General features: G+C 35.3%; 11 protein-coding genes and 2 other annotated features. Of the genes, 8 read left to right on the forward strand and 3 right to left on the reverse strand.

All coding sequences use genetic code 11. The annotated features are described in order from the left end of the window. Positions 1-35: 35 nt before the first annotated feature. Positions 36-1,544, forward strand: a complete 1,509-nt coding sequence (locus LOK41_RS06080; protein ID WP_241815703.1) for a M36 family metallopeptidase — start codon at positions 36-38, stop codon at positions 1,542-1,544. Positions 1,545-1,596: 52 nt separating this feature from the next. Here the strand turns inward: LOK41_RS06080 and LOK41_RS06085 are convergent, their stop codons facing one another. Then, a complete protein-coding gene (locus tag LOK41_RS06085) occupies positions 1,597-2,085 on the reverse strand; it encodes a hypothetical protein (RefSeq protein ID WP_241815704.1) in 489 nt (162 codons plus the stop codon). A 287-nt stretch (positions 2,086-2,372) separates the two neighbouring features. Further along, positions 2,373-2,584, forward strand: a binding site (T-box leader). A gap of 105 nt (positions 2,585-2,689) precedes the next feature. On the opposite strand from LOK41_RS06085, the gene aspS reads away from it, so the two are divergent. The 3 genes from aspS to LOK41_RS06100 all read left to right on the forward strand — a co-directional run bounded on the left by aspS (position 2,690) and on the right by LOK41_RS06100 (position 7,377). Then, entirely contained in the window at positions 2,690-3,988 is a 1,299-nt protein-coding gene (aspS, locus tag LOK41_RS06090) for an aspartate--tRNA(Asn) ligase (protein ID WP_241815705.1), read from the forward strand. 633 nt (positions 3,989-4,621) lie between these two features. Beyond that, positions 4,622-4,871, forward strand: a binding site (T-box leader). A 117-nt stretch (positions 4,872-4,988) separates the two neighbouring features. Beyond that, complete coding sequence (locus tag LOK41_RS06095; RefSeq protein WP_241815706.1) at positions 4,989-6,329, forward strand: sodium-dependent transporter; 1,341 nt, start codon at positions 4,989-4,991, stop codon at positions 6,327-6,329. A 133-nt stretch (positions 6,330-6,462) separates the two neighbouring features. Beyond that, complete coding sequence (locus LOK41_RS06100; protein WP_241815707.1) at positions 6,463-7,377, forward strand: alpha/beta fold hydrolase; 915 nt, start codon at positions 6,463-6,465, stop codon at positions 7,375-7,377. 48 nt (positions 7,378-7,425) lie between these two features. On the opposite strand, the gene LOK41_RS06105 is transcribed toward LOK41_RS06100, so the two are convergent. Both LOK41_RS06105 and LOK41_RS06110 read right to left on the reverse strand, forming a co-directional pair. Then, positions 7,426-8,001, reverse strand: a complete 576-nt coding sequence (locus LOK41_RS06105; RefSeq protein ID WP_241815708.1) for a nucleotidyltransferase family protein — start codon at positions 7,999-8,001, stop codon at positions 7,426-7,428. Positions 8,002-8,166: 165 nt separating this feature from the next. Next, complete coding sequence (locus LOK41_RS06110) at positions 8,167-8,964, reverse strand: lipid II flippase Amj family protein (RefSeq protein ID WP_241815709.1); 798 nt, start codon at positions 8,962-8,964, stop codon at positions 8,167-8,169. Between the two features lie 162 nt (positions 8,965-9,126). Between LOK41_RS06110 and LOK41_RS06115 the strand changes: the two genes are divergently transcribed. The 4 genes from LOK41_RS06115 (at position 9,127) to LOK41_RS06130 (ending at position 14,316) form a co-directional block, all read left to right on the forward strand. Next, positions 9,127-9,837 (forward strand): HAD family hydrolase, encoded by a 711-nt coding sequence (locus tag LOK41_RS06115; RefSeq protein WP_241815710.1) that lies wholly within the window; start codon positions 9,127-9,129, stop codon positions 9,835-9,837. A 233-nt stretch (positions 9,838-10,070) separates the two neighbouring features. Further along, positions 10,071-11,510, forward strand: a complete 1,440-nt coding sequence (locus LOK41_RS06120) for a GntP family permease (RefSeq protein ID WP_174100702.1) — start codon at positions 10,071-10,073, stop codon at positions 11,508-11,510. Between the two features lie 109 nt (positions 11,511-11,619). After that, positions 11,620-12,825: an iron-containing alcohol dehydrogenase gene (locus LOK41_RS06125; protein ID WP_347269289.1), complete on the forward strand. Its 1,206-nt coding sequence runs from the start codon at positions 11,620-11,622 to the stop codon at positions 12,823-12,825. A 51-nt stretch (positions 12,826-12,876) separates the two neighbouring features. Beyond that, on the forward strand, positions 12,877-14,316 hold the full coding sequence (locus tag LOK41_RS06130; protein ID WP_241815712.1) for a GntP family permease: 1,440 nt from the start codon (positions 12,877-12,879) through the stop codon (positions 14,314-14,316). Positions 14,317-14,338 lie beyond the last annotated feature (22 nt).

Below are 14,338 nucleotides of genomic sequence, written 5' to 3' on the forward strand. Positions count from 1 at the left end.
TCAAAATTTATTAAAGAGAGTGGAGAGTGATTCGAATGTTGAAAAAAAGAGTAGTGGCAATTGCTACGGCAATACCGTTAGTACTAGGGACAGTATCGACTGCTTCTGCGGTAGAAGAGAAACAAGTAAAAATAGATAGGTATTCTCCTCAGGAAAAAGCAGCCGAATATTTAAAAGCAAATGCCGCGCAATATTCATTAAAGCCAGATCTATCAGACATACAATATATCTCAACAACGGATACACAAGTAGCTTCCTATGTTAGATTTCAACAAGTAGTAAATGGTGCTCCTGTATTTTCAAGACAAATAACCGTGACTCTTAATGGAAAAGGTCAAGGATTACTTGCAGTTTCTGATTATCAGCCTGTTCAGATTGTGAAAGAAATAAAGCAAAAGATTAGTGAAAAAGATGCAGAACAAAAATCAAAGGCATATGTTGGTGGAGAAAGTGAACAAAATCTATGGGCTCCAACAATGAATGAATTTGGGTATGTTATTGAAGATGGAATTGCTATTCCAGTATATCGAGTTGTAGTCCACTCCAATCAGCCATTTGGTGCGTGGGAAACATTTATTGATGCTGAGAGTGGAAAGTTACTAAAAAAAGTAGATATAAACCGGAAAGCAGAGGGGACAGGAAAAGTATTCTTGCCTAATCCTGTCGTATCAAGTGGTAGTTTAACTGGATTAAAGGATAATAATGATAAAGATTCAGTAGCATTAAATAATCAATTAAAAACGGTTACTTTAAAAGGTTTGAATGGAACTGGCTTTTTAATTGGAGATTATGTCACAATTTCTTCAAAGGCAAAAACAAAATCTTCAACTCTTCAATTTAATTACACTCGTTCTAATGATAGTTTTGAAGATGTAATGGCATATTACCATATTGATACTTTACAACGATATATTCAGCAAATAGGTTTTGGAAATATTAATAATCGCTCAATTAAAGTAAATGTGAATGGAACGACAGCTGATAATTCTTTCTATTCGCCATCAACGAAAGCTTTAACATTCGGAACAGGTGGAGTAGATGATGCTGAGGATGCAGGAATTATCGCACATGAATATGGGCATTCGATTCAAGATAATCAAGTTCCAGGCTTCGGAAATTCTGCAGAAGGCGGGGCGATGGGAGAAGGATTTGGAGATTTCTTAGGTGCAACTTATGAGGATGCTGCATCAACGACAGGATATGGAAAAGCTTGCGTAGGAGAATGGGATGCGACTTCTTATTCCAGTTCAAATCCAACATGCTTACGCCGATTAGATAATAATAAGGTGTATCCAAGAGATGTGCAAAATGAAGTACATGCAGATGGAGAAATTTGGGCGCAAGGAGAATATGAAATGGCGCAAGCTTTTGGCCGTGATGTAGCGACAAAAATTATTTTACAATCACATTGGTCACTTACTCCAAATGCGACATTCCGTGATGGGGCAAAAGCGATTAAGCAGGCAGATGCACTACTTTACGGGGGAAAAAATGCTGCGGAAATTGATCGGATTTGGGCAGCACGAGGAATTAGTACAAATTAATATTGGTAATTAGAAAAGAGTCGCGATTCTTCATGTAGTCGCGACTCTTTTCTTAAGGAAGTTGTTTTTTAGTTTCCTTAAACACAAAATGTTCTTTAAATTTTCTCCCCTCCACTTTCTGACCATTTCGCATTGCACGGAAAGGATGCTCTTGCCATGTAATCATGACATCTACTTCGTCTGCTTTTGTGGAAACAGGAAAATTCGCATGTTCAAATCCTGTTTTCCCGGTTGCTAATCGGGCTTCTTTTAAAGAAAATAGTTCATATTTTGTCTCTGTTTTTGGTTCGTTTCGAAACACTTCTACTTGAACGTTATAAACTTCATCTTTTCCGATGTTTTGTACGGAGAAGTGATATGTGTGAAAAATACCTTTTTTAGGTTGTACTATGTCTTTGTCTATTTTCTTTACTTCATCAATATTGACTTTCCATTGTTTTGAATGTTGTGAGACAGGTAAAGATTGTGGAGAATATGCGGATGCTTGATTTGGTATAATCAAGCATAATAGTAATAGCGAGAAACTTACAATTTTTCTCATGTATAGACCTCCAGAATAAATTTATTAATAATATGTGCGGGAAAATAAATTTTCATGTAACGTAAATAAATTGATTCAAAAGATAATGTACGGATGTTTTTAAATAAAAAGGATATAGTAAAAGAAATTGAAGAAGTAGCAAATGAAAATGATGTTATATTAGTGACAAGGTTACGAGAAATGGCATTAGAAGAAATTGTTTTAGAATGAACTTGGAATTAAAGTCAGAAAATAAAGAAAAAACACTTGCGTTTTTTCTTTTAAAGGAATAGAATACTCTGTAAATATAAAAAGTGATGAACAGGAAAAGTACATGGTGCAAGGGTCTACAGAGAGCAATCGACTGCTGAAAAGATTGCGATACCGCATGATGGAAAGACACCTGTGAGCGTTGCTTTGAACGTGATGATTAGTAAAAGCAAACGGTACCTACCGTTATCAGGATTAAGATGGTCAGTATGACAATTTGGGTGGTACCGCGGAAAAATCCGTCCCTATTTATAGGGGCGGATTTTTGTATTCTTTGAAAGGAGGTGAGTGGCCGTGGATGATGATGATGACAACAATAATGTAAATAAATATGAGCATATAGGAGGAAAAAATAATGAGCGAAACAATGAAGCGGTCACTCGTTCGTGAATGCAAAACGTCTAATAAAAAGGTGGTTTTACTACAAGGTTGGGTAAAAAAAATTCGTCACTTGGGGAATGTCAGTTTTTTATTATTACGTGACCGAACAGGTGTCATCCAATGTGTGTTAGAAAAGGACTTAGCTGGATATAAAGTAGATGTAGAAAGTGTTGTTCAAATTATTGGTAAACTTGTGGAGACTACAAAAACAGAATTAGGCGTGGAAGTAATTGTAGAAGAAGTAAAAGTGTTAAATACCTCTGATTCACTTCCTTTTGAAGTGAATAAAAGAAAATTGCAAGTTGGTTTAGATCAAATGTTGAATGAGCGCGTCGTATCGCTTCGGCATGAACGGATACAAGCAATTTTTATGATTCAATCTACGCTTGTTCAGGCATTTAGTGAATTTCTAATAGAGAACGATTTCATACGTATCTTTACACCGAAAATTGTTTCGCAAGGAGCAGAAGGTGGCGCAAATGTTTTTAAGCTTCCATATTTTCAAAAAGAAGCATATTTAGCTCAATCTCCGCAATTTTATAAACAAATGATGGTAGCTGGTGGACTAGAACGTGTTTTTGAAATTGCCCCTGTTTATCGAGCAGAACATCATAACTCCTCTCGTCATTTGAATGAGTATATATCTTTAGACGTAGAACTTGGGTTTATTCATGATTTTCATGAGGTGATGGAATTAGAAAAGGATGTTCTACGTTATATGTTTGAAAAGGTAGAACAAAAATGTGGAAAAGAATTACAACTCTTGCAAGTTACGGTTCCTATCATTACGGAAATTCCAAAGATTACACTGGCAGAGGCACAGCGTATTTTGAAAACAAAATATAGAAAAGAATCACCAGCAGGGGATTTAGATACAGAGGGCGAAAAATTACTTGGAAAATATGTGAAGGAAACATACGGTAGTGATTTTGTCTTCATCACACATTATCCGAAAGAAGCAAGACCGATGTATACGATGCCAAATAAAGAAAATCAAGATGTTACGGACTCCTTTGACTTATTGTATAAAGGATTAGAGATTACATCTGGTGCGCAGCGTATTCATGAGTACGATATGTTACTTACTTCTTTTAAAGAAAAAGGATTACACCATGAAAAATTTCAGTCGTATATGGATACATTCCGGTATGGTTGTCCGCCACATGGTGGATTTGGAATTGGATTAGAAAGGCTTGTATATAAATTTTTAGAATTATCGAATGTACGAGAAGCGAGCGCATTTCCGAGAGATTGTACGCGTCTCATACCGTAAAGTGAAGAGAATCTTCGCGCTTGTTGCGAAGATTCTTTTTTAATGAAAAATAAAAGGCCATCGTTAAAAATAAAATGCTAATAGATATAATTTCAGATGTTTGATGAAGAATTAAAAATTTAAACATTCCAAATGAGTTAAATAAAAATTCGAGTACAATCATATTCGAAACCATGAATAGAAAAATGGATTTCGCATTATAAAAAATAGATAGTAGGACGTTGAGAAGTACATGTTAGTACTAACTTTGTAAGTGATTTTAGTAGGATGAAATAAAGAAGAGGCAAAGTTTAATATTTAATCTAAGTATTGACTCATATTAAATTGTAATAATAGAGGAGGCTCCATACCTTGTATATGTACTGACTTTTGAGACACTCCTAAAAATAATTTTGGCAAGCAACAAATAGAAATAATGTCAATGATAATGAAAATAGATCGAATGATAAAGAAACATATTTTTTAAAAAATACCATAGGATTTTTCTCCTTATAATTTAATTTTTGTAAATATTTTCTTTGTAAATTTTGATAAAACCTCCTTTTCGACAAAAAAATAAATATCTTGCTTGACAGTCATACATATAACCGATATAATTCGTAGTAATTTCAAAAGAAATTATATTCGGAATATTAAGTTGCGTTGAATAGGAGTAGTAAGGTCATGTGTTTGTACAGAGAGCTATGGGTTGGTGTGACATAGTCAAATAACATCCTGAACTCGCCTAGGAGCAGTAAGGTGGAACAGAAGTCTAATTCTTAGTAAATCTTAACGGTTAACCTTCGATAACAGGTTTGTAATCAAACGATTACTGCTAAGGTGGATTCATAATGGAATCAATAAGAGTGGTACCGCGTTAAGTAAATGGCTTAGCGTCTCTTTATATAAAGAGATGCTGGGCCATTTTTTATTATATATAGGAAGAAATGGAGGGTTTATTTGGATTGATCAATTATATTTATTTATTAATATAAAAAGATTTAATTAGGAGGAAAATAGGATGAAACAGACGGAGCAATGGACTTCGAAATTAGGTTTTATAATGGCCGCAGCAGGATCTGCAATTGGACTTGGAGCAATATGGAAGTTTCCTTATATTGCTGGAAAGAGCGGGGGAGGAGCATTCTTTTTAATCTTTATATTGTTTACAGTATTAATAGGTCTTCCGTTACTAATAGCTGAATTTATGATAGGGCGTAGTACACAGAAACAAGCAATTGGAGCATTTAAAAGCATCGCACCGAATACAGGATGGCATTGGATAGGACGTCTTGGCGTTGGCACTTGTTTTATTTTGCTATCATTTTATAGTGTTGTTAGTGGCTGGGTATTAATCTATTTATTCAGAGGGATTACTGGACAATTGATTACACCGCAGCAAAATTATAGCTCGTTATTTACAGAAACAATTGGGGATCCTGTTTGGGCAATTGCTGGTCATTTTGCTTTTATGTTTATTACAATTTGGGTTGTATCAAAAGGAGTACAAAATGGAATTGAAAAAGCGAGTAAATATATGTTACCAGCATTGTTTGTTCTGTTTGTCGCTCTTATCGTTCGCTCCTTAACACTTGATGATGCGATGAAAGGGGTTAAATTCTTCTTACAGCCGGATTTCTCAAAAATCACATCGGAAAGTATTTTGTTTGCAATGGGGCAATCATTCTTTGCAATTAGTATAGGGATTTCAATCATGGTCACGTATAGTTCTTACTTAAATAAAAAAGAAAGTTTACCACGTTCTGCGGTAACGATTGTTGGACTGAACCTATTTGTTTCTCTATTCGCAGGGCTTGCTATTTTTCCAGCAGTCTTTTCACTAGGAATGGAGCCAACAGAAGGACCAGGTTTGTTATTTATCGTATTACCATCTGTATTTAGTCAAATTCCATTTGGAAATTTCTTCTTAACAGTATTTCTTGCGCTATTCACGTTTGCAACGTTAACATCTGCATTTTCTCTACTTGAAACAGTTGTTTCAGCACTAGCGAATGGACAGCAAGAAAGAAGAAAGAAACTGTCATGGATGATTGGGTTCTGTATTTTCATAGTAGGTATTCCATCGGCACTTTCATTTGGTGCATGGAGTGATATTACAATCTTCGGTAAAAATATTTTTGATGCAGTAGACTTCTTATCTAGTAATATATTAATGCCACTTGGAGCTTTATTCATTAGTATTTTCGTTTCATTTAAAATGGAGAAAAAGGTACTAGAAGCAGAATTTTTTGTTGGTGGGAATTACGGAAAATCAGTATTTATTTGCTGGATATTCTTACTTCGATTTGTTGCACCGATTGCGATTGTCATTGTCTTTTTGAATGTGATTGGGATAATTTAACTTAAAGTGTTATAATATTCTGAATCAAAAGAGGTGAGGGAATGTATTATTATATTACAGACATATAACGTATACGGATTCGTGGTCCTCCGATTTGTATATGAAGTCAAAATATAAAAGAGGAGGAAAGAAGATGAAACAAGAAAAAGAAGTAGCATTACAAGGGGAAATGGTGAAAGTACGTGGGAAAAAGATGTATGTGAAGATTCATGGATCATTGGAAAATCATCCTGTATTGTATCTACATGGAGGTCCTGGTGAGATGTGTTTTGATTTTTCCTATCATCAAGCGCATAGATTACAAGATTCTTTTCGACTCATTGCTATTGATCAACGTGGGGTAGGGCGTTCGGAAGAGATTGGGAGGCAAGAGCAGTTTGGATTAAGGGATCTTATTGAAGACTGCGAAGAGTTAAGGAAGATGTTACAAATTGAAAAATGGTCTATTATTGGACATTCCTTTGGTGGTTTTCTAGCGTTGTTATATGCAGAAATGTATCCACAATCTATTCAAAAAATTATTTTTGAAGGTCCTACTTTTGATTTTGCATTAACTAGTAGAGCATTATTAAAAAAGACAGCATTTCTACTAAAGAAGTATGGAAAAGAAAAACAGGGGAATGAATGCATAACGATCATCGAGAGCGATGCTAGTTCAGAGGAACTACTAGAGGCTTATTCGAAATTAAGTGGCGAATTAGAAGAAAACAGAATGGAAATATATAATTACGGTGAGGATGAAACGGATTATAGTTTATATAGTGAAGAGGAATGGGAAGAGTTTTATAATCGTTCCGAAATTCATTTTACAAGATTGAAAGAGGAAGGGGCTATTCATCAATCACTATTATCAAAATTAAAAAATGTTGAGAATCCGGTGTTGCTTATCATAGGGAAACATGATGTGGTAACCTGTGAAAAACAAATCGAAACTTTTAAAAAGGATGCTCTAAACGGAAAAATGATTGTCTTTGAAGAGAGCGGACATACACCGCACTATGAAGTCGCAGGTCGATTTGCAGAAACTGTGATAGATTTTTTGAAATAAATAAAGAAAAGGTGCTTCAAAGCAATGAGAAGCACCTTTTTCTAATGTTTAAATTTCAGGATGGAAGATTGTAATGTTAGGCCATTTACCTTCCCAGTTCTTTTTTTGTAATCTTTTTTCATACATAGTAATGCGCTCTTTCGTTTCGAGGAAATGAAGTGTTGGTTTTACTTGCAGTGTGAGAACATCTTCTATTCCGCAAGGGGCAGTTAACACAACAGTATCTTGTTCATCTAATGTGACTCCAAGAGCAGTTGCTGTTTCTGGAAATTTGGAAATGGCATCGACTGAGGATGAATAAGGTGGCATGTTGTTGGCTATATGCATTCGAGCTTGATTTTTTACGGACCATGGAATAGTAGAGTCTATATTTTTAAGCTTATTTTCTAATTTTTCTTCTGTCGTTTCACTTATATGTAATGGGTCAAAGTAGATAATATCTATGTCTGGCGTTGGCGTTCTTACTTCATATCCGTGAAGAACATCCCAAATTTTAGAACGAACAAATCCAGCGCAAACCCACCAATCAGGCAGTTGTAGAGATTTCGCCGTCTGTAATACTTCCATCATCCAAGTATCGTTTTGTATAAGTTTTATAATATCTTGTTCGGTTTTCATATACATACATGTCTCTCCTTATTCAATGGACTCTTTCGTGTAAGGAATTTAAAAATTTTTTGGATGTAGTGTGCCTATCTCTTCATTCAGTATTTTTAATAGTAATGGATTTGTCATAGTGAAAAGGGGCGTGCACTGATTTTCTACTATCAAAGGTAATGAAATAGTCATTTAATTCGTGAGTTTAATAATCCATAAAATCCAATAGGCGCCAGGCACAAATATGAGCTGAGCTAATAATGTACCGAGAAATCTGGAAATCATAAGCCAACCGAACATTTTACTCATTGTGTCAGCACCGTTTTCTGATTGAAGCGCACGCTCTGTTAAAAGAGCAATACGCGGATCTAGTAGTACAGTTAATAAAATTGTAGCAAATCCGTTAATAAGGCCGGAAGCCGTGATGGCTTTCGTTGCGAATTTCGGACTCAAATAAGAAGCATATAAGGCTGAAAGGACCCCAGCTGTATAAATTGCAGTTGCAAACATATTAATGAGCATAATTCGTTTTGGAATACCACCAACTCGCATACGGTGGATCATTTCAAATTTTGGAAAGCGAACATATTTTTTTGTATACTTCAATTTTTGCATATTGTTTGTTTTCATCATTCGAATGAATGAACCATCTGCTTCAAAGTTTCGAATTATATATCCAAATAACTTTGTTAAAGTTGGGTACAGAATAATTGCGAGCAGTGTACCGATAGAAGCAGATAATAAAATAAGACGCATCGTATGTTCTAAATTAATTGAAGCACCACTCTTAGCCTGATCAATAATACCACCAAGTAAAAAAGCTTGTAGTAAGTTGGATGTTCGTGAAACGAGTAATACCATTCCAACTACGGATAATGCAACGGCAATCTTTTTTAAACGAACACCAGCTAGTCGAATACTATAAGAACTTGTTTCGACTGCATGGATGATAATCGTGAAAGACATTATGAAAATTAATGTTATCGTCATTTTTGGTCACCATTTTTCTATGAAATTATGCTAATCATACAATAGAACGACATCTACTTTTGAATCGAGTAATAATGTGCACGAAAAATAAAAATTCAAAACAAATGAATATTTTGATAATATAAAAAGGATGTTGATTTGTCAATTCGGGGGTGGAGTGTTATGCATACATATTATAGTAATCGTGCAAAAGAGTATGAGGCAGGGAGGTATACAACATTTCTATTTGATTTAGATGGAACATTAACAGATCCAAAAGAGGGAATTGTCAATTCGGTTTTATATGCATTGCGAAAAATGGGAATAGATGAACCGAATCAGAAAGAGCTAGAATCTTTTATTGGCCCACCAATTCAGCATTCGTTTGCGGATAGATACAAAATAAGTGAAGAACAAGTTGAACAAGCTGTTGCGTATTTTCGAGAATATATGCGGCAAAGCGGTCTGCTTGAAAACAAAGTTTATGAAAAGACTCCATATATTTTACAAGAATTAAAGGGTGAAAAGAAAAGGCTGTTTGTCGCAACTTCAAAACCAACAGTGTTTGCAAGACAAGTGTTAGAACACTTTAACTTGAATCATTTTTTTGAAGAAATTGTAGGTAGTAATTTAGACGGAACGCGTATAAAGAAAAATGAAATTATTGAATATATTTTACATACGCATCCAGAGCTAGAAAGAGAAGAGGTAGTAATGGTCGGTGATAGAAAGCATGACATAATCGGAGCGAATCGTAGTGGAATTGACTCTATCGGTGTGTTGTATGGATATGGAAGTGAAGAGGAGTTAAAAGAGGCGGGGGCAACACACATTGTGAAACATGTCGAAGAGTTGCGAAGCTTTTATAAAAAAGATCAGAGTTTAAAAATATAAGGTGAAAGAAGGAAATCTCTTTATAGAGAGCGGTAGCTAATTCGCTTTTGTTTAAAGGGATTTTTCATATGTAATAGAATAAATAAAATATGCTATTTTCATTATAAAAATTTTGTAAGAAAAGGGGGAGAAATGTAAGGGTTTGGATAGTCAAAAAAGAGATTTTGTAGGGAATACATAGAAAAAAACGGATTAAAAAGATTGAATTTTCAATTAAAAGGAAGGTGAGAGAATTGGAGCTCGTCATTATTTTATTAGCACTTAGTTTACTTATGTTTGTTGCTTATAGAGGTTTTTCAGTCATTTTATTTGCACCGATTTTTGCTCTGTTTGCGGTATTTTTAACAGAACCTAGTTTTGTGTTACCTTTCTTTTCGAATATTTTTATGGAGAAAATGGTAGGCTTTATTAAATTATATTTTCCAGTTTTTTTACTTGGTGCGATTTTTGGTAAAGTAGTAGAAATGTCTGGAATTGCAGATTCAATTGCGAAGACAATTATTGACGTGGTGGGTGAAAAGCGGACCATTTTGGCTATCGTTTTAATGGGAGCTGTTTTAACTTATAGTGGTGTCAGTGTTTATGTTGTTGTATTTGCAGTCTATCCATTTGCAGCAAAACTGTTTCGTCAAGCGAATATTCCGAAGCGTTTAATACCAGGAACGATCGTTCTTGGAGCTGTTACGTTTACGATGGATGCACTTCCAGGATCACCGCAAATTCAAAACGTAATTCCAACAACATTTTTTAAAACAGATATTTATGCAGCACCTATACTTGGTATTATTGGAGCAATTTTTGTCTTAACGTTAGGTTTGATCTATTTAGAGAGCAGGCGTAAGAAGGCAAAAGCAGCTGGAGAAGGGTATTTTGGTTTTGAAGATGGGAATTCTGAAATGGCAGCATCACTAGAGTTAGAGCAAAAGAATCATACTACTTTCCAAAGTATTGAAATTTCGAGGGCACAGCAAGTCGTTGCTTTTGTACCACTTATTTTAGTAGGGGTTATGAATAAGTTTTTTACGATGACAATCCCGAAGTGGTATCCGAATGGTTTTGATTTTTCTGCAATTGGAATGCAAGCATTTGGAAAGGTGGAGTTAAGTGCAGTAATTGGAATTTGGTCGGTAGAATTAGCACTTATCATTGGAATTATTACAACGCTTTTATTATATTGGAAGCGTGTTGTGACAGGGTTCCAAGCGGGATTGAATACAAGTATTGGAGGAGCGTTGCTGGCAACAATGAATACAGGAGCAGAATTTGGCTTTGGTGGCGTGATTGCAGCACTTCCTGGGTTTGCGATTATACGAGATAGTATTTCTGCAACGTTTACGAATCCACTCGTGAATGGAGCGGTGACAACGAATATTCTTGCTGGTATTACAGGTTCAGCTTCAGGGGGGATGGGCATTGTTTTAAGTGCGATGGGAGATAAATTTATTGCAGCAGCCGATCAATATAATATTCCGCTAGAGGTTATGCATCGCATTGTCTCAATGGCATCGGGAGGAATGGATACACTCCCGCATAACGGAGCAATTATTACAATTCTTACTGTTACAGGGTTAACACATAAACAATCGTATCGTGATATATTTGCTGTAACCATATTGAAAACGGTTGCGGTATTTTTAGTAATTGCTTTTTATACGTTTACAGGAATCTACTAATAAATTTATTAGTCTGGAAGGAAATAATTATTCGAAGTGGAATATTAAATTTGATAATTAATTGTAGTAGAAGGTTCACATTATAAAATATTTAGTAGGGAAAGAAGGGGTGGGTTACTTGCAAGAAATCGCGGAATTTCGTATGCCAAAAAACGTTTTGTATGGGAGAAATTCACTTGATAAATTAGGAGAACAAGCGATTAAATTAGGGAAAAAAGCGTTCATTATCAGTGATTCTATTATGAGAAAGCTTGGCTATATCGATGCGTGCGTGAAACTACTAAAAGTAAAAAAAATAGATGTTATTACTTATGAAAATGTAAATGCGGAACCAACTAATATTCATGTTTTGGAAGCGTTAACGATATGTACAGAATCAAAATGTGATTTTATTATTGGACTTGGTGGGGGCAGTTGTATTGATGCAGCAAAAGCTGTAGCAGTTTTGTTTACAAACGGGGGAGAGATTGGAGATTATGTTCAAACTCATGTAGAAGTAGAAAAGCAACCGTTACCTCTTATTGCAATTCCAACAACATCTGGTACAGGATCAGAAGTAACAAGTGTTGCTGTTATTACAAATACAAAAACAGATGTCAAAATGATGATGAAGCATTCAAACTTCACGCCACAAATAGCAATTATCGATCCATTATTAACACGTTCTGTTCCACCGAATATTACCGCAGCAACAGGTATTGATGCATTATGTCATGCGGTTGAAGCATATCTTTCTAGATTTTCGCAACCGCTTACAGATGTACTAGCGCTTGCAGCAATTGGAACGATTATGAAACATTTACGAATTGCCTATGAAAATGGAAAAAATATAGAAGCGAGAGAAGCAATGATGATTGCTTCCTTACAAGCTGGTATTGCTTTTTCAAATGCAACGGTCACTTTAGTTCATGGAATGTCACGGCCAATCGGAGCGCTGTTTCATGTACCTCATGGTATATCAAATGCGATGATATTACCAGTAGTTTTAGATTTTACAAAAGTTTGCTCAATCAAACGCCTTGCAGATATTGGGCGGATTATAAACCCAGACTTACATTCATTATCTGATGAAGAACTTGCTGATCATGCTATTTTTGAAATAAAGAAACTTTGTTTGGACCTACGTATTCCTAATCTTAGAGAGTATGGAATTGATCAGGTTGAATTTGAAAATGCTCTTTCAAAAATGGCGAAAGATGCACTAGCTAGTGGAAGTCCGAGTAATAATCCACGCATTCCTTCTTATCATGAGGTGAAAAAATTATATCGGATATGTTTTGACTATCAATATGAAAATTCTAGAGTTTCTTATTAAAATTCTGAATATTTTTTAAATATTTCCATGGAAATGAAAAGGGGGCAGGGGATGGAATTAGTAATTATTTTATTGGCTCTTTGCATGCTAATGTTTGTTGCATATCGTGGTTTTTCGGTTATATTATTTGCCCCAATTTGTGCGCTATTTGCAGTTTTATTAACAGAACCAAGTCACGTATTACCTTTCTTCTCTAATATTTTTATGGAAAAAATGGTTGGGTTTATTAAATTATATTTTCCTGTTTTCTTACTTGGAGCAATTTTCGGTAAAGTAGTAGAAATGTCAGGGATTGCGGAATCTATTGCAAAAACAATTATTCAGCTAGTTGGTGTTAAACGTTCTATGCTAGCAATTGTCTTAATGGGAGCTATATTAACGTATAGTGGTGTTAGTTTGTTTGTAGTTGCTTTTGCGGTATATCCATTTGCAGCTAATTTATTTCGCGAGGCGAATATTCCAAAACGATTAATACCAGGAACCATTGCTCTTGGAGCGATTACGTTTACAATGGATGCTCTTCCAGGAACACCACAAATTCAAAATGTCATCCCAACGACATTTTTTAAAACAGATATTTATGCAGCACCTTTTTTAGGGATTATCGGAGCAATCTTTGTATTCATTGTGGGGATGCTGTATTTAGAAAGAAGACGAAAAAAGGCAGAAGCAAGTGGCGAAGGATATTATGGATTTGGAGATGAAAATCCTGAAATGGCTGCCACAGCAGAAACAGAACAAAATATAAAACCAGCTATTCATGCAGCTGAAATTACACCACTTCGTCAAGTGCTGGCTTTCGTACCACTTATTTTAGTAGGAGTCATGAATAAAGTGTTCACAGTGTTAATTCCAACATGGTATCCAAAGGGTTTTGATTTTTCATCAATTGGATTAAACGCATTTGGTAAAGTAGAACTTTCTGGTGTACTCGGTGTATGGTCTGTGGAACTAGCACTTTTAATCGGAATTATCACAACGATAATTTTAAATTGGAAACGTTTATTTACAGGCTTTCAAGCTGGTTTAAATGCAAGTATTGGTGGCGCATTGCTTGCTGCTATGAATACTGGAGCAGAATATGGTTTTGGAGGAGTTATAGCCGCATTACCTGGTTTTAGTGTTATTCGAGATAGTATTTCTACAACGTTTACAAATCCGCTTGTAAATGGTGCAGTGACTACAAACGTCCTTGCCGGAATTACTGGATCAGCATCAGGAGGAATGGGAATCGCTTTAAGTGCGATGTCAGAGAAATATATTGCGGCAGCTGAACAATATAATATCCCATTTGAGGTCATGCATAGGGTTATTTCAATGGCGTCAGGAGGAATGGATACATTACCTCATAACGGAGCGGTTATTACATTATTAGCAGTAACAGGGTTAACACATAAGCAATCATATCGTGACATTTTTGCAATTACCATCATTAAAACATTAGCTGTCTTTGTGGTGATTGGTGTGTATAGCTTAACGGGAATTGTATAATAGATATTATATCTTGGATAAA

It is taken from the genome of Bacillus sp. TL12, from assembly GCF_022625245.1.
Taxonomy (GTDB): domain Bacteria; phylum Bacillota; class Bacilli; order Bacillales; family Bacillaceae_G; genus Bacillus_A.